Origin of the sequence: Rheinheimera sp. UJ63 (assembly GCF_021568285.1) — a bacterium.
In the GTDB taxonomy this organism is placed as follows: Bacteria; Pseudomonadota; Gammaproteobacteria; order Enterobacterales; family Alteromonadaceae; genus Alishewanella; species Alishewanella maricola.
The window spans coordinates 324,278-345,197 of the sequence record NZ_JAKGTQ010000001.1 but is presented as its reverse complement, the minus strand read 5'-3'; the positions used below and the strand labels follow the sequence as shown (position 1 = coordinate 345,197).

Here is a 20,920-nt window from a genome sequence, read left to right as displayed (position 1 = left end):
TGATAGTCGATGATGCTGAATTATTTAGAGTTTGAGCAACCTATTGCTGAACTGGAAGCAAAAATAGACGAATTACGCAATGTCACTCGCAATGGCGATTATGATCTTGGGTTAGAAGAAGAAATTAACAAATTAAAAGAAAAAAGCCTGACGCTGACCAAAAAGATTTTTGCGGAATTAGGTGCCTGGCAAGTTGCACAATTAGCGCGCCATCCTCGTCGGCCATATACCTTTGATTATCTTCGGCATATGTTCACCGATTTTGATGAGCTGTGTGGCGATCGGGCTTTTGCTAATGACAATGCGATTGTCGGCGGAACGGCCCGTCTTGGTGAACAAGCGGTGATGGTCATCGGCCATCAAAAAGGTCGCGATACGAAAGAAAAAATCCGTCGTAACTTTGGTATGCCAAGACCAGAAGGTTATCGCAAAGCCTTACGCTTAATGGAAATGGCCGAACGCTTTAAATTACCGATCATTACCTTTATTGATACGCCAGGTGCATATCCAGGTATCGGCGCTGAAGAGCGCGGTCAATCTGAAGCCATTGCCCGTAATTTAAAAGTGATGGCCGGTTTAAAAGTGCCGGTGATCTGTACGGTAGTGGGTGAAGGTGGTTCTGGTGGTGCTTTAGCTATTGGTGTGGGCGACAAAGTGAATATGTTGCAATACAGCACGTATTCGGTTATCTCGCCAGAAGGCTGTGCCTCTATTTTATGGAAAAGCGCTGAAAAAGCGCCATTAGCGGCTGATGCTATGGGTATTACTGCCGGTCGGTTAAAAGAGCTAAAATTAATTGACGAAGTGATTACTGAGCCACTAGGTGGCGCCCATCGCTCGCCAGAGCAAATGGCCAGCACTTTAAAGCAGGCTTTACTGCGTGACTTAGAGAAGCTACAGAAACTCAGCACCGCAGAATTACTAGAAAAACGCTACAAGCGTTTAATGTCTTACGGTTATTGTTAAGCATAGCTAGCTGAGGATAGGCCAGCTTTGCACCGAACAGACTTAAGCCAGTATTTGCTCAAGCAACTGCATCAACACCAGCCCTCGCGGCTGGTGTTGGCTTATAGCGGTGGCTTAGACTCACAAGTTTTATTGCATTTACTTTGGCCTTTATGCCAACAACACGCCATTCCCTTGCAAGTGGTGCATGTACATCACGGGCTAAGCCCGCAAGCCGATGCCTGGGCCCGTTTTTGCCAGCAACAGTGTCAACAGCTTAACCTGCCTTTTGAGCTTTGCCATGTACACCTGCCGTCTAATACCAATATTGAGCAACAAGCACGCCGCGCTCGGTATCAGGTACTCGCGGATTACATTACTGAGCCTCAAACGAGCTTAGTGTGCGCACATCATGCCGATGATCAATTCGAGACCCTACTGCTAGCGTTAAAGCGCGGTGCCGGCTTAAACGGTTTAGCCGCCATGCCAAGCCGTCGACATTTTGCCAAGGGCCAGTTGTGGCGGCCGTTACTGGCCATCAGCCGCCAACAGTTAGTGGATTATGCCACTCGCCATGCGTTGTCTTGGGTAGAAGATGAAAGTAATCAGAACACCGAGTTTGAGCGCAATTTTGTGCGACATACGGTGAGCCCGGTATTAAAACAGCGCTGGCCGCAGTGGCTCAGTACGGTAGGGCGCAGTGTGCAACATCTGCAAGATGCCGCCAGTTTGGCGGAATATTATACCGAACAAGCGTTAGCGCGTTGTGCCACGCCAAATAAGCTCGATATTATTGCACTGAGTCAGCAGCATCCGTTACAGCAAGATTTGGTGTTACGCCGTTGGTTATATGCTGCCGGCTTTAATCCAGAAACACAGTGGCTTTTAACGTTAAAACAGCAAGTTATCGCGGCGAAAGCCGATGCTCAGCCGCAATTAGTGGCCGGGCGCTTGCTGGTTCGCCGTTATCAACAGCATCTTTATTTACTGAATAACGATTCTCAACGGCAAGCCTTACCGAGTTGCGTATTAACTTGGCAACAAGCTTGTCAGCTGCCCGAGGATCTGGGGCAGTTACTCTGGCATAAAACCAAGGTAGCAGGATCATTAGCATTAGCTGAAGCGTCACAGCAGTATCAAGTGGTATTTGGTATGTTAAATTTGCCGTTTAAACCGGCAGGGAAGCAGACTAAGCCGTTAAAGCAGTGGTTTAAGCAATGGCAATTGCCCCCTTGGCAGCGAGGGCAAATACCGTTGCTGCTGCAGGAGGGCAAATTGGTGTTAGTCGCCGGTTATGCCAGTAGCTACAGCGATGAACAAGCTAAAGCGTGGCTTAGCTGGCAGCCAACAGAGAATGAGCTGCCTTTTCTAGCAACTTAACGCGGCCGCCATTATATTGACTGACCCGACCTTTGCCTGATGATTTAGCCTGATATAAGGCTTCATCGGCGGCATGAAATAAATCACGCGGTTGTTGTTCAGCCGATAACCGCGCCATACCGATACTGCAGCCAACGTTATGGCTCGCTAAAAAAGCATTTGTATCAATGCTTTGCAGTAAACGCTCAGCCACCACATCTGCATGTTCTGCATCGCTATCAGAGAGTAATACTGCAAATTCATCACCACCAAAGCGGAACAAACTGTCAGTGGCTCTTAACGATTCCCGCATACAATCTGCTACCGCGATCAACACCTCATCACCCACATAGTGGCCGGAGTTATCATTAACTTGTTTAAAGTTATCTAAATCTAATAACAATAACGTAAAGGGCAGTTGATGGCGCTTAGCCAGTTGCACGGCTTTGACAAAACTATCGTCAAAAAAGCGACGGTTGCCTAACGTGGTTAATGGATCTTTCAAAGCCATTTGCTGCAAGCGGCTGACAAGTAGGGCATTACGCAATGCAAATAGCCACTCTGATTCTAACAACAGCAATTGCCGTTGCACTAAAGGCGTAAACGCGTGCGCCGAATCATAACTAATTTCAGCTAAAACTTGGTTTTCTAACACCAATTTTGATTGGTGTTGGTAAGCCCCTTTTTTTGAACCGCGGGCTTGCAAGTTGCTGGAGTGGGTATTTAAAGTCATTCCGCACAGAGGCAAAACACGACCTGCGCTCATGGAAAAAATATCCAATTGTTGCTGCAAATCTAAGGTGGTTTGTAATTGACTGACTAAACTGCTTTCACTGCAATCTGGAGTTTCTTGCCAAATACTGCCGATGGATAAGTCACCAAACGCATTAGTTAAGTTGCTTGATTCTTGCCACATATGCTCACCTTACCAGAATTTATTGTTGCACTGATAAGGATAAAGCAAATGTTAGGCCAGTTTTTTAAGTTGTTGTTTTTATGCAGTTAAGTTTAATTTTGTTTAAGGTTGGCGGTTTTTTGACGGCATTAATTTTACGGTGCGGCAAGAAATTGCATGATACGATCCATCTGCTGCATACCATCTTCATAGCCTAATTCAATTAAACGGCGCGTGTATTTTTGTTCGAATAATAAATAACTGACTAAGCTTGAATCAGAGTGTTGCCGAATACCCGTAACGCGCAATAGGGTGCGAATGGCGATCGGTAAACACAAAAAGTATTCACTTGCTAATTGATTAAAATTTTGGCTTGGATTAATCATGTAGCTTTGCACGGGCTTGAGTTCCGTTTCAATATTGTGCTGCTTTAACAGCTCAACCGTTTTATTGATGCGCTGCATTCGCTCTAAATCGGAGTTCAGCGTGTCGGTAAATACCGTATCAAGTAAATGACCTGCCACCGTGGCTAAATCCGGGTGGTGTAAGCTGCGCTCTCGAAAAGCACCTCGGCGTGGGTCGTCGACACCAATAATCAAAATTTTATCAGCCCCCAAATGGATCGGCGAGCTAAGGGGAGCCAATTGATTCACAGAGCCATCACCAAAGTAGCGTTGATGGATACGTACCGAGGGAAACAGCAGTGGTATTGCCGCAGAAGCCATTAAATGATGCACATCTAACAGGGTGCGTTGGCCACAACGTTTGGCTCGGCGCCATTCTTCTGCGGTATCAGATTGAAAAAAGCTAATCGAATCGCCGGTGTTATAGCAAGAGGCGGTTACCGAGAAGCTAGACAGATAACCTCGCATGATATTTTGGTCAATGCGCTGCAAGTCGAGAATTTTGTTCAATAACTGCTTAAGCGGTTTGTTATCCAGTAAGCTGACCGGTTTTTTATTGGCATAGTCTGCTTGAAAGGCACTGTAAACATTGCGAATTTGATGGCGAATTAGCCGAGGATAATCAGAGTAATACACCTGCGCGGTATGAAAGTTTCGCCAAACCGATTCAATTTTTTTCACCCCTAAATGAAAACAAGAGGCATAGCAGGCAAGGCCTGCACCATTAATGGCGCCAGCAGAAGTGCCACTGATAATCTTAAATGGCAGTGGGCTACTGCGTGGATATTGACTGGCAATCGCTTTAAGCACACCAACTTGATAGGCCGCTCGTGCGCCACCACCGGTTAACATTAATGCGGTCTTGCTAGATGTTACTGTGGGGTCTGTTTGCATAATAAGGTGTTAAACATCCTTCACTGAACTTTTTTTACAACCTGAACTCTTCAATTAGTATATTGCTGATAATTGAGATTAATGCAATGCTAGACGCCCTAAAGGGCAATTTATTTCAAAAGCACAGGTAAATCATTATGTCACAACAAGCTTCAGGTGGTGGACAGTCCGTTTATTATGCCGGTTTAGCCGGCGTAGTATTAATCATTATCGCTGCATTATGGTTTTTATTCAAAGGGCCGGCCGAACCGACCGAAACCGTCACGCTGCCACCGGTATTATTACCGCAACCCGAACAAGTGGCCGCAGTAGAGCAAGCTGAGCAAATGCAACCTGAAGCCGTTAACGAACCTGCCGTTATGCCAGAGCCGATAACAACCATTGAAACACCCGTGGCCGAAGTAAAACCCGAGCTACCGCCGTTACCACCGTTAAATGTCTCTGATAAAGTGATTAGCGACGATCTGTTAGCGCTGAACTGGAAAGCGGGTATGGCATCGCTATTTAATCGTGAAGATATGGTGCGGCATTTTGTGGTCACGGTTGATAATTTAGCGCAAGGCCGATTAGTCGCAGGCCATGCTGTATTATCTGCACCGGCTGACGCTTTTTTAGTTGAGCAAGTGGCCCCGGATCGTTTTCGGATGGCTGCTGCGAATGCCGCCCGCTATGAGCCATATATTCAGCTGTTAGAAAGCGTACCAGCTAGACAGTTATTGGCTTTGAAAGCGCGTTATCAACCCTTGCTTGACGAGGCTTTCGCTGAGCTAGGCTATCCTGACATGAGTTTTGAACAGCGTTTACGTCAAACGATTAATCTATTGCTGGCTACGCCAGAGCTGTCGAGTCAGCCAGAATTAATCCGCCCTTCGGTCATGTATATTTACGCTGATCCGCAGTTAGAGGCGTTACCTGAAGCGCAGAAACAATTATTACGCTTATCAGGGGCGCAACAACGTCGTTTAAAAGCGGTGCTGCAGACCTATCAGCAAGCTTTAGGTAATTAAACTGTGGTTTTTATCAGCGTTAGGGTTGCAGCTTGCTGCTTAGCACTTGCAACCCCGAACGGTTTTGCGGATAATGCGCGCTGCCGTTAAGGCAATACCATGGTAACTCCATTGGTCCTCTCGCAATACTAGTAGGCGAACCTGGTCAGGTCCGGAAGGAAGCAGCCACAGTTTATGATGTATGTGCCGGGATGTGGCTGGTGGAGTTGCCACCCAAACCCCTCGTTGTTGACTCTATTTTATTCAAAACGCTGACATAAGCTGCTGTTTCGCCGTTAACTCGCCCCGCATAAATCCAAGTGAATGCAAAAAGTCATAGCTGTTTATGCTGTTAATCCCCTTACGTTGCATGCGGAGCAACCTGTCGAAAAGATTTGTATCTGACCTGAAAGGTTTCCCCCCTTTGCAGCGAGCCGACTGAACATCGTTGGCCAAGGTTTTAAGAAAACGGGTGTTTGAGTGCGGCGACGCTAGCGCCGCGCGAGTTACGTTTTCGCCTTGGACAGCGCATGAGCAGTTGGGCTTTAGAGCGGAAGTGGGGTCGCATTTTCTTTGGATACTTTCTTTTGGCGACGCAAAAGAAAGTATCTCGCCAACGGCGAAAACGTTAAGGGTTTAGGTATCTGAAGCTAGAAGATTGCAAAACGTTAAGCGCTGCGTAAAGCTTTGGCTGGAGCACGCGGTAAATACCTCCCTGTACGCTCCTCTTTTTCATCCCTGAAAAAGACGTCTCCAGCCAAAGTTTACTTCGCTATTAACTCGCCCAGCATCAATTCGAAGTGATTGTGCTTTTTATCCCATTACGTTGCAAGCCGGGCAACCTAGCGCGGCCAAGGTTTTAAGACGAGGGGTGTTTGAGCGAGGCACGGTAGTGCCGAACGAGTTACCTCGTCGCCTTGGCTGTGTTAGGTTGAGCCGGGCTTTCGCTGCAACGTAGGGTCGCATTTTCTTTGGATACTTTCTTTTGGCGACGCAAAAGAAAGTATCTCGCCAACGGCGAAAACGTTAAGGGGTCTAGGTATCTGGCCCCTAAGCTTGACCGAAGCTTGTGAGATGTTCGCTACTCAGCGCTTATTGCGAAGCTGCGGCCAGTTTGTTCTCAGTATCTTTGACGACTAATTTTAAGGCCGCGAGCAAGGTGTCTGCCGGTAATTGCTGTTGCTCTAGCAACACAATAAGATCAACGGCCAGTTTGACATGGTCGGGTGCCTGCTCAAGAGGTGACATTACTGATTATCCAAAAAGCTACGGGCACGGCTAACCGCCTCTTTTACTTTCATTTGCATTTCAAAGCGCTCGCTTTGTGGCATGTAAAAAGACATGTCCACTTCATAGCGAATGTATCGGGGGGGTAATAAGTTTAAAGAGATACAGCATAGATCAGCCAGATACTCGCTTTCCTTTTCTTGGTCTAATCCCAGCTCAACAATATGATCTAACAATAATTTTTCATAAAAATTATGAATATCGCTATCCAATGTCATGGCGTTTCTCCTGATAAATGTGCTTTAAGCATAATCAGCTTTGCTCGAAAAGACTACTGAAAGATTGAGTTAGTCGCGCGCCTTGTTACAATGCGCTGAACAGCGATAAGTGGTTATTAAACGTATGCAAAAAAATACAACAGCATGTTACTACGGCGATTACTTGCAACTCGACAAGCTTTTAACCGCCCAAGCCCCAGAAAGTAAGCGTTATGGCGCTGAAGCACATGATGAAACCTTATTCATTATAGTGCATCAGGTTTATGAACTGTGGTTTAAACAAATTTTGCATGAGCTTGGCGCTGTGATGGCGGTGTTTGCTGAAGCTGAAGTCAAAGATGAACAATTAACCGGTATGGTGCATAAATTAAAGCGCATTATCAGTATTCAGCAACTGCTTAATCAGCAAATTGCGGTCATCGAAACCATGACACCGCAAGACTTTATGGCGTTTCGCGATTACTTGGTGCCGGCCTCCGGTTTTCAGAGCATTCAATTTAAAATGCTTGAAATTGGTTTGGGTTTAAAAAGCGAATTTCGCATCGATTTTGACAAAAATTCATTTTACAGTCGGTTAAATGCCACCGATCGTGAGTTTTTACAAAACTTAGAACAGGCGCCAAGTTTGTTTGAGCGCATTGAAAAGTGGTTAGAGCGCATGCCGTTCTTACAATTTGAAGACTTTAGTTTTTGGCAAATGTACCAACAAGCAACCGAACAGATGCTGCAAAATGATCAGAGTATCGTTTCGCAAATTGAGCAGATATCGGATGCCGAGCGTGATCTCCAGCTGCAAGAAATTGCCCGTACGCGTGAAAAATTTTCGGCCTTACTCGATCCGGAGAAATATCAGCAATTACAACAGCAAGGTAGTTTTCGGTTAAGTCAAAAAGCCATGCTGTCGGCCTTGTTTATCAACTTATATCAAGAAGAGCCGCTGTTTAATTTACCGTTTCAGTTATTAACCTGTTTAACAGAGATTGATGAACAACTGACGATCTGGCGTTACAAGCATGCCATGATGGTACAACGGATGTTGGGCAGTAAAATAGGCACCGGCGGCTCGTCAGGGCATGATTATTTAAAGCGCACTACTGAGAAGAATCGTATCTTCACCGATTTATTCACTATGGCAACTTTTTTACTGCCAAAGTCAGCTTTACCGGCCTTACCCACGCCGATCAAACGGCAGTTAGGTTTTTATTTCGCGCCCCAAGCTTGAGCCAAAGACGTTGAACGCCGCTTTAAATAACTGCAGATGCACCGCAGTGAGTGCGGCGAGATCGCGTTGATAGCCTCCGCCAATGACTGCCGCGACCGGGATCTGTTTGGCGCGGCAGCGTTCAAGTACTAACTGATCGCGCTGTGCGATAGTGGCCGTGCTGATCGATAATAAACCTAAATCATCGTTTTTATGCACATCCACGCCTGCGTCGTACAAAACCAGTTCAGGGCGATACCACGTTAATAAACTGTCTAAGCTTTGCTGCACGGTTTCTAAATACTCGTGTTCGCTACAGTGCGTTGCTACGCCAATATCCCAATCAGAGTGTTGTTTGCGTGCCGGAAAGTTTTTCTCACAATGAATGGAAGCAGTGATAATCTCTGGCTCGTTGGCTAACAGCAGCGCGGTACCATCGCCTTGATGCACATCCAGATCAAAAATTAAGATCGGGCCCACACCCCGTTGTTTCAGCGTTTTTGCGGTAAAAGCCAAATCATTAAACAGGCAAAAGCCACTGCCAAAATCATGAAAAGCGTGATGATAACCACCGCTTAGATGCACGGCTAAACCTTGTGCTAACGCTAATTCTGCGGTGTGTAAAGTGCCACCTATCGATTGCAATGAGCGTGAAATCAGTTGTTCAGACCACGGAAAACCAATACGGCGCATGGCTTTGGCATCCAGCGTGCCGCTGCATAAGGCTTCAACATAGTGACTGGCATGGATACAACTGAGTTCGGCGGGTAGGGCAGCGGGCGCTGCGGTAAAATGTGCGTCGGGTACACCGATAGCGAGCAGTGCTTGTTGCAAAGCGCGATACTTACCAATCGGGTAACGATGGCGCTCGGGTAAAGCCAATTCGCTGTAACAAGGATGATAAATTAGCGGCGGTAACGCTTGGCTCATCGGTTTTTTCCTGCCTCCAGTTTTTGAATGGCTAACTCAACTTCATAAATTGCTTTTCGACAGCGACCCAAGCGACCATGTAGGGTCAAAGTGCGGTTGGTTGCTTCTGCATCACTTTCCCGCTCGGCTTGTCGCACCATGTCTAATAAGCGGCTTTCATATTGCTGGTATTCACTTAGCTGTTGATACAACTGCTGACCTGTGACCGCAAGTTGTTGCACCGCCGCTTTAGTACGAGGGGCCGCGACATGCTGATGTTGTTGGCGCACTTGATTGAGCCGAAATGCCTGGGTTAACGCCGAAATTTGTTCATTTAAGCGTTCAGTAATCCGTTGTTTGGCTGTGGTAGATAAATGATCAGCCTGTTGTTGCAGTCGGTTTAGATTACGCACGCTATCCTGCACATAATCTGCCAGATCCGGTGAATGACAACTAAACAAGGCAGAATCGAACCAGTGCACCGGCTTACCGGGTTTTCTTTGCCGATCAAGTTGTTGCGCCCAGCTTAATAATTGCTGCAATTGTGCTTGTAACTGACGCAATTGCTCCGAGGTTAAGCTGTTCATCTTAAGCGCTCCAAGCCTGCCACGCTAAACGTGCCGCAATGGCAATGACCACACTGATAAATACGGGCCGAATAAACTTACTACCGAAACGAATGGCTGAGTGCGCACCTAACCATGCACCGCACATCAAGCAAAAACCCATGGCGAAACCCAGGGTAAAATGCACATGGCCCAGCACAATAAAAGCGGCCAATGAAAACCCATTACTGACAAAATTCATGGTTCTGGCGACACCACTGGTCAGTAGTAAGTTAATTTTATACATTGCCATGGTCGACACCATCCAAAAAGCGCCAGTACCCGGGCCGGCTACGCCATCATAAAAGCCCAATGTGAACCCCTGCAGACGTTGTTGCCAAAACAATTTTTTACTCGGTGTCGGTAATGTCATCCGATCATCGGGTTGCATGCGATTAAATAGGGTATAAATTGCAGCAAAAAGAATGAGGATGGGTAACAGTTTTTCTAACAATGCGGTACTTAATTGATCGACGACCAAGGTACCGATTAATGCGCCTAGGGCGGTAAAAATCAGGCTGGTGCGCCAATAACGCGGGTTAAATAGACGCTTGCGATAATAAGTAAGCGAGGCGGTAAAAGAACCAAAGGTCGCGGCCAGTTTATTGGTGCCTAACACGACATGCGGTGGCAAACCCGCAGTAAGCAAAGCCGGTACCGTTAATAAACCGCCACCGCCGGCGATAGCGTCGATGTAGCCGGCACAAAAAGCCACCGAACAAAGGAGCAATAATACTGAGGGATCTAAGGCTAGCTCGGTAAACAAAGTTGCTTCCTGTGATTTAATAGCAAATTAATAGTGGGCATGGTGTTTGATATCGCGGCACTGGCTGAGGTTTGCTGCTACAACAAAAAAGCAAACATTCATTCATTTCAAGCCAAGAGTAGTTTACCACAGACAGCAAGAAGTTTTCTTTGCAAAGATCATTCGGTTTAACCCATCTTATTCCGTTCAATTTCACTTTTAAGCAATCAGACATACCTTTGTCTGACACTCTTATTTGCTACTTTTAACACCGTTTTTCACCCCGATTTTAAATAAACAATAAAGTTCAATATTGCAATTTGAACTTTTGTAATGAAATCGCTACAGCCGCATTGTGGCAAAAAAAATCGACACGAAGAGGTCACAAAAATCCTGCTGATATTGTAAGCAATAAATGAGCATTTATAGTGAATCTTCGGTGATTGTGAAATGATGAAATCACCGCTATAGCTGGGCTGTAGCGTCTTAAGGCTGCATTTAATTTTTGTGAATTACGCTATTGATAAACAGCAAATCGTGACATTACTATGCAGCGACGATGTGTTGCTATTTGCATCGTTCTACGTTCGTTAAACCAATAACACATAAAATTATAAGGGTCGTAAATTACGGTCCAGGGAGTCTTCATGCTTGCCAAAAATTACGTTTCAAAAGCAGTGAGTTTAGCGTTAACCTTTGGTGCAGTTTCTGCTTCGTCTATCAGTGCTGTTGCTATAGCACAAGACCAAGCTGCCGCTGAAAACAAACTCGAAAGAATAGAAGTAACGGGTTCACGTATCAAACGTACAGATTTAGAAACCGCGCAGCCGGTTTTAGTGGTAAGCGCTGAAGATATCCTTCGTTCAGGTTTAACCAGTGTGGGCGATATTTTAAAAGAAATCTCCACTAACGGTGCCTCTTTAGGTTTGCAAACAAACAACGGTAATACTAACGGCGTGGTGCGAGTCGATTTGCGTAACTGTGGGGCGAACAGAACTTTAGTATTAGTTAATGGCCAGCGTTGGGTTGCTAATATCGGTGGCGCAGTAGACATTTCAACGATCCCACTAGCTGCCATCAAACAAATGGAAGTATTAAAGGATGGCGCTTCTTCCATCTACGGTACCGATGCCATCTGTGGTGTTGTCAACATCATCACTAACGATGAATTTGATGGCGCTCAAGTCAGTGCTTACAACGGTCAGTATTCTGAAGGTGACGGTAAACGCGAATCTTACTCGATGACTTTAGGCAGTACCTCGGCAAAAAGCTCAGTATTATTAAGTGCAAGTTATACCTCGCAAGGCGAAGTCATGGGTGGCGATCGCGAGATCTCTTCAGTGCCTATTTTTGGCTTGCCGGCCCGGGTATCGGCTTCTGGTGGTCGAGCCAGCCCAACTACTCCGAATGGTCAATTCCGTGCCACTAAAGATGGTGTCACCGGCTCTTATACGTTAAAAGATGGCGGCACGGGTTGTGTGCCAAACGCTGACTGTACCAGTTTGGCTGATTTTAAACTGTATGATGCCAATACCGACGGTTATAACTTTGCTCCAGTAAACTACCTAGTACAGCCTTCTGAAACCCGTTCGTTGTTTGTATTAGCGAACTATGATTTAGCCGATAATGTTCGTTTACGTGTTGATGGTCTTTACAACAGCCGTAAGTCGGCGGCGCAGTTAGCAGCTCAACCTTTAGGTGGCTTAGCGATTTCAGGCGAAAACGTATATAACCCCTTTGGTACTAATATCACTGGGGCATCGTTCCGTCCTATCGTGGCGCCAAGGGTGTTCAATGCTGATAACCAAACATGGCGGTTCGGCGTTAGCTTGCTAGGTGATTTTGAGTTCGCCAATCGTAATTTTGACTGGGATTTAGGCTATGTCTATTCAGATAACAGCTTTACACAGTTAAAAACCGGTTTCTTTAACTCTACTCGTATGACTACCGCGTTAGGGCCATCTTATATTGATGCTGGCGGTATTGCTCGTTGTGGCACGGCTGCGGCACCTATTACAGCTAATAACTGTACACCTTTTAATATCTTTGGTGGTGAGAAAGGCGTGACCCCAGAAATGCTAGCTTACGTTGGAGTAGAGCCGCGTAACTTAGAATTTTCTAAAATGACTGATTATTCGGCTAACATTGGTACTGAGCTATTTGAATTACCCGCCGGTGCCGTTGCTGCAGTAATCGGTAGCGAACTTCGCAGAGAGTCAGGCTTCACTAATCCAGATCCACTAACAGTAGCAGGACAAGTGTTAGGTGATAATGCGGCCACACCCACCAATGGTGGTTATGACGTAACTGAGTTTTACGGTGAAATGGTGATTCCATTACTAGCAGAAATGCAGTTTGCTGAAATGCTCGAATTATCAGCTTCATCTCGTTTCTCCGATTATTCAAACTTTGGAGATACAACGAACTCCAGCTTTAAGCTGTCTTATCGTCCAGTGAAAGAATTACTGGTTCGAGCCAGTTATGGTGAAGGCTTCCGGGCGCCATCTATTCAAGAGTTATTCCAAGGTCAAAACGATTCACGTCCTGCAGCCACCGATCCTTGTAGTGCGACTTCAGTACCTTACCAGCAAAATGCCGATGTGCGTTCACGTTGTGCAGCAGCAGGTGTTCCAGCAGGTTTTGTGCAAAAAGATCCGCAATTCCGAGCTAAAGTAGGGGGGAATCCTGATGTTCAACCTGAAGAAGCAAAAACCAAAGTCTTTGGTTTTGTTTACAGTCCAGAGTTCGTTGAGAATCTAGGCGTCAGTGTCGATTGGTATAATATTGAACTGCAAAACGCCATTGGCGCTCGCAGTGCAGGCTATATCGCTAATGCCTGTTATGTCACAGGTATTCAAAGCTACTGTAATCTGATCACTCGTGATTTCACCGGTACTCTTAATGCGAACCCAGGTGAAATATCCAATGTATTATCACTAAACCAAAACTTCGTGGGTGGTTTAGAACGTGAAGGCGTTGATATTAATGTTGATTACCGTTTTAACACTGAAGTGGGTTCGTTCCGTGTTAATTGGGATACGGCAATCATGTTATTTGAAGGCGATGTGGGTCAACCAGAGATAGGTCAATTAAACGCCGATGGTGATATTTCTTCCGGTAATCAAGCTGGAAAATATGCTGCCGGTGCTTCTGGTGGTGGCGCCAGTAACAAGATGAAATCTAATTTATCATTATCTTGGAAATTAAACGCGTGGAGTGCTTCCGTTACTGCTCAGTATTTGTCTGGCTTGACAGAAGATTGTCGCGGTATTATCACTGCAGCAACCGGTTTGAATCAGCCTGCATTACGCAATTTATGTTCTAATCCAGATGATACACGCACACTTTATACCTTTAAACCAGGTACTACTGAAGTGGTTGCGACGCCTAATCAAGCTTATGCCACTAACAGATTAGGTTCTGTGGTGTATTTTGATGTACAGATGGGTTGGACTGCACCTTGGGATACACAGTTTACTGTAGGTGTGCGTAATTTATTTGACAAAGAACCGCCACTGGCGTTTTCTGCCTTTGCTAATACTTACGATCCTACGTACCGTTTACCAGGTCGTTTTGGTTATGTGAGCTTAACCCATAAGTTTTAATTTACGCCGTAAAAAGTCAGATTCGATGTAAAGATCTTTGTATAGATGGCTAAGTGATAAAACAAGTGAAGAGGCCAAGGAAGGTCAAAGCAGTTAGCATCAAGTGTAGCATTGAAGTCTGAACCGTTAATGACATTATTTTATAAGGCCCTACAGTGATGTGAGGGCCTTTTTAATTTTTAGTACTCGATTTTACGAGTAAAAAGAGGCAGTGCGCTTAACATCGCTTTGCCATAGGATTTGGTGACAAGACGCCGATCTAAAATGACAATTCTGCCTTCATCTTGCTCATGTCGTAACAGGCGGCCACAGGCTTGTACCAGTTTTTTGGCGGTGGCCGGTAAGGTTAATTGTGAAAACGCATTACCGCCTTTACAGGTAATTGCCTCAGCAAGCGCCTCTTCCAGCGGTGAAGTGGGCACGGCAAAAGGAAGTTTAGTGATCACTAAATTGGTCAGCAGTTTACCAGGTAAATCTAACCCTTCCGAAAAGCTTTGTGTGCCAAATAATATGCTGGCGTTATCGCCATTCACCCTATCTGCATGTAATTGCAGCAAAGCTTGTCGCGAAGCCTCGCCTTGTACCAGTAGGGTAAAACCTTGTTTGCGAAGCTCAGTGGCCACTTCTTGCATTTGCCAATAAGACGCAAATAACACCAAAGATCCGGCAGGGGTATTGAGGTAATGCGGTAACAAGCGTACCAGTTCAGTGGTAAAAGCTCTGTCAGTAGGTTCACATCGTGTTTTGGGTAGCAGTATTTCAGCTTGTTGTTGATAAGCAAAAGGTGAATCGACTTGAAAACATTGCAAGCCAGTATGGGCATTTAACCCTAATTCCTTTTTTGCATAATCGAACGAGTTTAAGGCGGTCAGTGTGGCAGAGCAAAGGATCACCGCAAAGGCTTGGCTGAATAACAGCTGTTCTAATTGCAAGCCGGCAGCCAAGGGACTGGCGTGCATAAATAAAAGATCGGTATCAGCTCGCCGCTGTAACCAACGCGCTTGCCAAGCGGGTTCTTTTTGCTCTTGTTGTAATAATTGCCACAGGGCTTGCTGTTGCTCAAAGCGTTGGCGTGCATAAGCCAGCTCTTGTAATAACGTGTACCATAGTTTAGTGATCTTACTGTTTTCCGTAAGCTTTTGCTGTAGCTCGGTTAACAACTTATCGCACAGGTGAGTGGCTTTTTGCGCTGCTTGTGCCAAAACCTCAGCTTGTTGCTGCCACAATTTGGGTAAAGCCGCGTGTTTAAAACGATATTCGGTTTGCTGTTTACTGCTAAACCAACTGGGTAGAAATTCTTGCACACTGCGCTGAATCGGTTTAAGCGCGATGTTAAAATCACTCACCGCATCGTCTAAGCGCATGCAATCGCGCAATGCGGTATCGGGTAAAACGGCTTGGAGTTGCGTAAGCGTCTTCCGAAATTTCTCTAACCAAGGGCCATTTTCCGTTAATTGTGCGCTGGCGCTCAGTAGCTCTCTGCCACAGCTTGCGAGATGATGTGCTTCATCAATCACATAAAGTGTTTCTGCCGGTTCGGGCAATACCGCGCCACCGTTTAATAAGTCTGATAACAGTAAACTGTGATTGACCACCAGCACCTGAGCCGTGCTGATTTCAGCACGGGCTAAGTGAAAAGGGCAGTGTAAATGTCGACGCTGTGTTTTACTGCAGTAGTGCGCATCGGCTTGTAAGCTATACCAGAGCTCGTCAGTAACAGACTCGGGTAACGTATCGCGGTCGCCCAGCCAGCTACGTTGTTGCCAAGCGTCTAACAAGCGCTGTAATAACGCTTGTTGATGGGCATCAGGTGCATCTTGACTAAACAGCGTAGGTTGTTGTATCCGTTGTTGTAAACGCTCAATACAGGCATAACGCTGGCGGCCTTTCACCAGGCTGTAATCAAACTCTAAGCCGCTATGTTGCCGAAAAAAAGGCAAGTCTTTATTCACTAGCTGCTCTTGCAGTGCCACCGTTGCCGTCGCAATCACCACTATTTTCTTTTGACTTAAGGCATAAGGCAGGGTGCCAAGCAGATAGGCTAAAGATTTGCCCGTACCGGTACCCGCCTCAATCAAACCGATGCGATCGTGTCGATCGTATTGGCCTGCAGCAATATTGGCTATTTCCGCAATCAATTTATTTTGCGCCGGACGTGGCTGATAATTGGGCAATTGTTGTTTTATTTGTTGATGGATTTGCCGTATCTGCTGCTTTGTGGTGTCAGTTAGCATTGTTCCGATTTCTTTGTTTAAACGTAAGGTACGTTTTACTTTTGATTTAAAGTTTTAATTTTACGCTGCAAAAGTGTTGTTTCTATGGTTGTTCTGGTTCAGCTAACGCCATCTCTTTTTCTCTATATGTTGCTGTTAAATAACAGTTTTATCGGATTTTTGAACGATTTCAAAACACGGCTTTCTGCTATAGTCAGCAACGCGATATGTGCTATATCATGAGAATACCATGTATATCCTTAAAATTTTGTTATTCAGTATGTTTAGCGATGTTCCTAAATGACTTATCAGTCAGCTTTAGACAGTATAAAGCGTCTGTCTTAGACAAAAATTGGGCGTATTCTTATGACGGTAGCCTTAATAAAAGTCAATCGCTTGCAATCAGCCTGAGCTTCAAAGTCGAATTTGTGCAGATTGATATTAACAACCTGAAATTATACGGTGCTATTAATCATGGTAATTTCTTAATAGTAACGAGCTTTGTGGCAATGGCTGTAAGGTTTTTGAGCAATCTACTCATCAAGCTTTTTACCTCAAGCGTTTTTTTACATTTTAAATGCAGTCTTTTTTAGCTGCTAAATTATGGTTTTTGTAACTTTGAGTTTACGGTATTAGTGATAATTTGCCGCTATCTATTAAGTTAAAAAAGCTAAAAAGCCGCGTAACTTCCAAAAAATTGTTAATTATCAGTGTTTTTTGATGTGTGTGTTATTTTTGTGTATGGTATTAGTGTTTTTTACTGGTGGTCTTAGGTTCTCAGGCAGAGCGCTCAGACACCCGATCACAGAAAATGTTCAATAAAATCGGTTGACCCCAAAGAAAATTTAAGTCTATTATCAAGGCGCGTTACTCGGGAAGCGGTAATAAATTCTACTCATTACCCAACAACCATCCCCAGTAGGTAACAAATAAAACAGAATCACAAAACGTGGTCCAGGGAGATCTTAATGTATACAAATAATAAATTGACTAAGTCTGTGCGCTTAGCTATTGCTTTCGGCGCTGCTTCAGCGTTCGTTGGCACTGCAGTTGCTCAAGAAGCTGCTGCTGATGAAGAAACCGCAAAAGTTGAGCGGATTGAAGTAACAGGTTCACGTATCAAGCGAACCGATTTAGAAGGTTCTGTGCCTGTAACGGTCATTGATCGTGCAGCAATCGACTTTTCTGGTCAGACGTCAGTATCGGATTTAATCCGTAATACTTCTTTCAACACTTCAGGTTCTTTCCGTCCTCAGTCTGGTAGTTCTGCTCAGGGCGTTTCACAAGTCAACTTAAGAGGTTTAGGCGCTGAACGTTCACTAATCCTAATTGACGGTCGTCGTTTACCAAAGTCACCTTCAACCGGTAACTCTCAAGATTTAAACTCAATCCCAATGGCTGCGGTTGAGCGTATTGAAATTTTATCTGACGGTGCATCAGCAGTATATGGTTCTGATGCTATTGCTGGGGTAATTAACATTATTACCCGTAAAGACTTTAATGGTGTTGAAGTTCGTCTTGGTCAATCATCTGTAAGTATTCCTGCTGAGGGTGGGGACCGTGAAGAAGGTTCTGCTGTTTTCGGAACGAGTTCTGGAAAAGCAAGCATGGTTGGTGGTGTATCTTGGAACAATCGCGACATTATTTTCCAGCGTGATTTTCCGTGGGTTTCACCAGGCGCTTCTTCTTTCGGTGTTAACTTCCGTGACGTCGCTGGAACCCCGAATCGCAACCCAGTTTTTCGTTCTATTGTAAGTGACGATCAATGTAATGGCCTAGAAAACTTTTATCGTACTGGACCTATCTGTGCGTATAACTTTAACGCCACAAATGCAAATGAAGCCTCAACTGGCAACAGCTCGGGTTTCTTAAAAGCAGAATATGAAATCAATGATGATTGGAAAATCTTTTCTCATACAATGATTTCTAAAACTAAGTCGTTTGGTCGTTATGCTCCTTCTTTAAACGACAGCACACCATTTATGGCTGCTGACAGTATCAACAACCCAACTAATCCATTGAGTCCTTATCACGACGCGTCAAATCCAGATCACTCAGTAAATCGCACTATCGAATTCCGTCATCGTTTTGCTGCACTGGGTAACCGTGATTCACAGGTTGATAACTGGTCAACAGACTTTTTAATCGGTGCTGAGGGACAAGTCGGTGATGTATTCATTGATTTCGGTGCACGTAAAAATAAAAACAAAACGTACGAGATCGGTCGCAACTACTTGTTAGGTTCTGCTGCGATTAATGCTATTAACGACGGTAGTTACTTAGTTGGTGATCCATTTGGTGCTCGTTTCACAACGGACGCGGGTAAAAGCTCTTACAATGCTTTATTAAACAGCTTAAAAGTCACTACTGCGCGTATCGGTATCTTTGATCAAGAAGAAGCATTTGCTTCAGCGTCTTTCGATGTTGCTGAACTCCAATCGGGAATGGTTCAAGCAGTTGTTGGTGCTGAGTATCGTAAAGAAACTTATGCTGACATTTATGACTCATTGTCAGAAGCTGGTGTAGTGGGTGGTTCAGCGGGTAACAGTGCTGGTGGCTCAAGAGACCTGAAAAGTGCATTTGCTGAAATCTTAGTTCCCATCACAGATGATTTAGAAATGTCAGTAGCAGGACGTTTTGATAAATACTCAGATTACGGTAATGACTTCTCTCCAAAAGTATCATTTAAGTATGATGTAATGGATGGTCTTGTATTACGTGCATCATACGGTGAAGGTTTCCGTGCACCAACTCTTGATATCCTGACACAGCAACCATCTCCGGGTAATCCATCAGTACAAGATGCAGCAACATGTGTGACTTTAGGTCTAGCTACAAACTGTAATATTCAAGTCAGTGCTATTACTCTAGCCAACTCTGAGCTTGGTTCTGAGTCTTCAAAACAACTTTCACTAGGTATGGCTTATCAACCAACTGATTGGTTGAATTTCTCTGTAGACTACTATGACATTGAAATTGAAAACCTAATTCGTTTCTTCGGTATTGCTACTTTATTAACCCGTGAAAGCTCTGGCGCTCCTATTCCTGCCGGTCTGGGTGTAGCTCGTAATAGCCAAGGTGGTATTGAATTAGCTACTCAAGGTTATGGTAATGACGGTAATTTTGCTATTTCTGGTCTTGATTTTAACGTAAACACTAATTTTGATTTCGGTGATTATGGTCGTTTAAATCAGACTTTACAGTTAAGCCACCGTTTAAGCACCAAAATTGATGGCGGACGTAATACTGTTGAAGATCCGGGTGAGCCGCGTCAACGCGCTGTGTTTAACAACGTATATGCCTTTGGCAATTTTGACATCGGTTATAACCTAAACTATATCGGTTCTCAGTACTCTGACGTAACTAATGGTGTTCAGTCAGGACACTGGGGTTCTTGGGTAACTCACGATATACAAGCAAGCTACTCGCTTCCTACTCAGACTAAAATTTCTGTAGGTGTAAACAACGTGTTTGAGAAATTCCCTACCTTGGGAACTGATCCAGGTTTTTCACGTGATTACAACTTCGATTTATATGATGGGTATGGCCGTATTGTGTACGTTCGTTTGTCTCAGTCTTTCTAAGACAACAATAGTTTAAAAAGGCGGGGGCAACCCCGCCTTTTTTCTATTTAAATTAGCTAAAGGAGTGTCACTTGCAGCATTGGACTACTTACTGGCAAAACACAAAAACTTTAAACAGCTTTGCTGAAGGCAACCAAGGCTTAGGCTACAGCGGTGATATAGCGGATTTTTGGCGAAAGATTTTTGAGACTGTTGGAAGTCATTCCTCGTTGCTAGATATCGCAACAGGTAATGGAGGGTTAGCTGTTCTGGCACTGCAGTTGAATGAAACCTTTCAGATTTCTGCTGTTGATAAGGCAGACATTCAACCGTTGAGTTTATTTAATTCAAAAGATGATATTTTCTACCTTCTTCAAAAAATAAATTTTTATGGCAATATGCCAGCTGAAAATTTAATTTTTAACAATGAAACATTTGATTTAGTGATTAGTCAATTCGGTTTTGAATACACCGACTTATTTCCTACAATTAAACAAATACACCGAGTATTAAAATCAAACGGTAAATTTGTCGCTATGGTGCATCATACGGATTCATTTATTTCTCAAGATTGCCGTATTGGATTAAAAGTACTTCAATTATTCCTAAAAGATAAGGGCTTAATGGCGAAGGCCACTGACTTTGCCAACTATTGTCAGATACTGCAAAAAACGCCAGTTTTATCAGAGTCGCAATTAACACAACTCAGACAAAAAAGTGCTTTGTTACTTCAATCTTTTAAAGATACACAAAACAATCTTAATGATGTTGAGCGTGACTGGTTTAATCAAGTAGCAAAAGAACTTGTTCCGTTTCTGGCGAATTGGCGCGAATTAACGGTTGAGATAGTACATAATAAGTCGCTGTCACTACACTATTTCAGAGAAAGAATCACTGAGCAGCTCACTGTTGCTTGGGATAATAACAATGTAAAAATGCTTGAAGCATTTTGCAACAAACAAGGGTTCAAAACGTCGATATCTACTTTTGAATTACCTGAAGGCAAATTATGTTGGGTTTGCGATTTAATGAAAATCCATGTTTAACATGTCATTCTTCGTCGACTAATAAGTAATATTATTAGGGAGTTT

Annotated in this window: 15 protein-coding genes and 1 other RNA gene; 8 read left to right on the top strand and 8 right to left on the bottom strand. The window is 44.4% G+C overall.

The window, feature by feature from the left end; translation table 11 throughout:
* The first annotated feature begins 9 nt into the window (after positions 1-9).
* Both accA and tilS read left to right on the top strand, forming a co-directional pair.
* Positions 10-966 (top strand): acetyl-CoA carboxylase carboxyl transferase subunit alpha, encoded by a 957-nt coding sequence (gene accA / locus L1N97_RS01535; RefSeq protein WP_236128633.1) that lies wholly within the window; start codon positions 10-12, stop codon positions 964-966.
* 27 nt (positions 967-993) lie between these two features.
* Positions 994-2,325 carry a tRNA lysidine(34) synthetase TilS gene (gene tilS, locus L1N97_RS01530; RefSeq protein ID WP_236128632.1) on the top strand — a complete coding sequence of 444 codons (1,332 nt, stop codon included), beginning with the start codon at positions 994-996 and terminating at the stop codon, positions 2,323-2,325.
* Here the strand turns inward: tilS and L1N97_RS01525 are convergent.
* A complete protein-coding gene (locus tag L1N97_RS01525) occupies positions 2,279-3,220 on the bottom strand; it encodes a GGDEF domain-containing protein (RefSeq protein WP_229585501.1) in 942 nt (313 codons plus the stop codon). The two genes, tilS and L1N97_RS01525, sit on opposite strands and share 47 nt — an antisense overlap.
* Positions 3,221-3,354: 134 nt before the next feature.
* Positions 3,355-4,455, bottom strand: coding sequence for a patatin-like phospholipase family protein (locus L1N97_RS01520; RefSeq protein ID WP_236128631.1), 1,101 nt, complete (start codon positions 4,453-4,455; stop codon positions 3,355-3,357).
* 179 nt (positions 4,456-4,634) lie between these two features.
* On the opposite strand from L1N97_RS01520, the gene L1N97_RS01515 reads away from it, so the two are divergent.
* Together L1N97_RS01515 and ffs are read left to right on the top strand one after the other, a co-directional pair.
* Positions 4,635-5,504, top strand: coding sequence for a DUF3014 domain-containing protein (locus tag L1N97_RS01515; protein WP_236128630.1), 870 nt, complete (start codon positions 4,635-4,637; stop codon positions 5,502-5,504).
* 109 nt (positions 5,505-5,613) lie between these two features.
* An RNA gene (ffs, locus tag L1N97_RS01510) (signal recognition particle sRNA small type) lies at positions 5,614-5,710 on the top strand.
* An 865-nt stretch (positions 5,711-6,575) separates the two neighbouring features.
* Here the strand turns inward: ffs and L1N97_RS01505 are convergent.
* Entirely contained in the window at positions 6,576-6,731 is a 156-nt protein-coding gene (locus L1N97_RS01505; RefSeq protein ID WP_236128629.1) for a DUF2496 domain-containing protein, read from the bottom strand.
* Positions 6,731-6,988: a late competence development ComFB family protein gene (locus L1N97_RS01500; protein ID WP_229585505.1), complete on the bottom strand. Its 258-nt coding sequence runs from the start codon at positions 6,986-6,988 to the stop codon at positions 6,731-6,733. The genes L1N97_RS01505 and L1N97_RS01500 overlap by 1 nt, the downstream gene beginning before the upstream one ends.
* A 124-nt stretch (positions 6,989-7,112) precedes the next feature.
* Between L1N97_RS01500 and L1N97_RS01495 the strand changes: the two genes are divergently transcribed.
* Positions 7,113-8,210 (top strand): tryptophan 2,3-dioxygenase family protein, encoded by a 1,098-nt coding sequence (locus L1N97_RS01495; RefSeq protein WP_236128628.1) that lies wholly within the window; start codon positions 7,113-7,115, stop codon positions 8,208-8,210.
* Here the strand turns inward: L1N97_RS01495 and L1N97_RS01490 are convergent.
* Genes L1N97_RS01490 through L1N97_RS01480 form a run of 3 tightly spaced genes read right to left on the bottom strand, consistent with a single transcriptional unit; the run spans position 8,181 to position 10,469 of the window.
* A complete protein-coding gene (locus L1N97_RS01490) occupies positions 8,181-9,119 on the bottom strand; it encodes a histone deacetylase family protein (RefSeq protein WP_236128627.1) in 939 nt (312 codons plus the stop codon). The two genes, L1N97_RS01495 and L1N97_RS01490, sit on opposite strands and share 30 nt — an antisense overlap.
* The gene (gene priC, locus L1N97_RS01485) at positions 9,116-9,685 is read right to left on the bottom strand and encodes a primosomal replication protein PriC (protein ID WP_236128626.1); all 570 of its coding nucleotides are present in this window, start codon (positions 9,683-9,685) and stop codon (positions 9,116-9,118) included. The genes L1N97_RS01490 and priC overlap by 4 nt, the downstream gene beginning before the upstream one ends.
* Position 9,686: 1 nt before the next feature.
* Complete coding sequence (locus tag L1N97_RS01480) at positions 9,687-10,469, bottom strand: TSUP family transporter (protein ID WP_236128625.1); 783 nt, start codon at positions 10,467-10,469, stop codon at positions 9,687-9,689.
* Between the two features lie 626 nt (positions 10,470-11,095).
* Between L1N97_RS01480 and L1N97_RS01475 the strand changes: the two genes are divergently transcribed.
* Positions 11,096-14,053, top strand: a complete 2,958-nt coding sequence (locus L1N97_RS01475) for a TonB-dependent receptor domain-containing protein (RefSeq protein WP_236128624.1) — start codon at positions 11,096-11,098, stop codon at positions 14,051-14,053.
* Positions 14,054-14,232: 179 nt separating this feature from the next.
* Here L1N97_RS01475 and dinG read toward each other — a convergent pair whose 3' ends face one another.
* Positions 14,233-16,287, bottom strand: coding sequence for an ATP-dependent DNA helicase DinG (gene dinG, locus L1N97_RS01470; protein ID WP_236128623.1), 2,055 nt, complete (start codon positions 16,285-16,287; stop codon positions 14,233-14,235).
* A gap of 947 nt (positions 16,288-17,234) precedes the next feature.
* On the opposite strand from dinG, the gene L1N97_RS01465 reads away from it, so the two are divergent.
* Both L1N97_RS01465 and L1N97_RS01460 read left to right on the top strand, forming a co-directional pair.
* Positions 17,235-19,850 carry a TonB-dependent receptor gene (locus L1N97_RS01465; RefSeq protein ID WP_236128622.1) on the top strand — a complete coding sequence of 872 codons (2,616 nt, stop codon included), beginning with the start codon at positions 17,235-17,237 and terminating at the stop codon, positions 19,848-19,850.
* A gap of 71 nt (positions 19,851-19,921) precedes the next feature.
* Positions 19,922-20,875 carry a class I SAM-dependent methyltransferase gene (locus L1N97_RS01460; RefSeq protein WP_236128621.1) on the top strand — a complete coding sequence of 318 codons (954 nt, stop codon included), beginning with the start codon at positions 19,922-19,924 and terminating at the stop codon, positions 20,873-20,875.
* Positions 20,876-20,920 lie beyond the last annotated feature (45 nt).

Excerpts from the sequence above, each read along its gene's own strand:
- accA (WP_236128633.1), top strand. The coding sequence starts at position 10 with ATGATGCTGAATTATTTAGAGTTTGAGCAACCTATTGCTGAACTGGAA.
- L1N97_RS01525 (WP_229585501.1), bottom strand. The coding sequence starts at position 3,220 with ATGTGGCAAGAATCAAGCAACTTAACTAATGCGTTTGGTGACTTATCC.
- L1N97_RS01520 (WP_236128631.1), bottom strand. The coding sequence starts at position 4,455 with ATGTTAACCGGTGGTGGCGCACGAGCGGCCTATCAAGTTGGTGTGCTT.
- L1N97_RS01515 (WP_236128630.1), top strand. The coding sequence starts at position 4,635 with ATGTCACAACAAGCTTCAGGTGGTGGACAGTCCGTTTATTATGCCGGT.
- L1N97_RS01505 (WP_236128629.1), bottom strand. The coding sequence starts at position 6,731 with ATGTCACCTCTTGAGCAGGCACCCGACCATGTCAAACTGGCCGTTGAT.
- L1N97_RS01500 (WP_229585505.1), bottom strand. The coding sequence starts at position 6,988 with ATGACATTGGATAGCGATATTCATAATTTTTATGAAAAATTATTGTTA.
- L1N97_RS01495 (WP_236128628.1), top strand. The coding sequence starts at position 7,113 with ATGCAAAAAAATACAACAGCATGTTACTACGGCGATTACTTGCAACTC.
- L1N97_RS01490 (WP_236128627.1), bottom strand. The coding sequence starts at position 9,119 with ATGAGCCAAGCGTTACCGCCGCTAATTTATCATCCTTGTTACAGCGAA.
- priC (WP_236128626.1), bottom strand. The coding sequence starts at position 9,685 with ATGAACAGCTTAACCTCGGAGCAATTGCGTCAGTTACAAGCACAATTG.
- L1N97_RS01475 (WP_236128624.1), top strand. The coding sequence starts at position 11,096 with ATGCTTGCCAAAAATTACGTTTCAAAAGCAGTGAGTTTAGCGTTAACC.
- dinG (WP_236128623.1), bottom strand. The coding sequence starts at position 16,287 with ATGCTAACTGACACCACAAAGCAGCAGATACGGCAAATCCATCAACAA.
- L1N97_RS01465 (WP_236128622.1), top strand. The coding sequence starts at position 17,235 with ATGTATACAAATAATAAATTGACTAAGTCTGTGCGCTTAGCTATTGCT.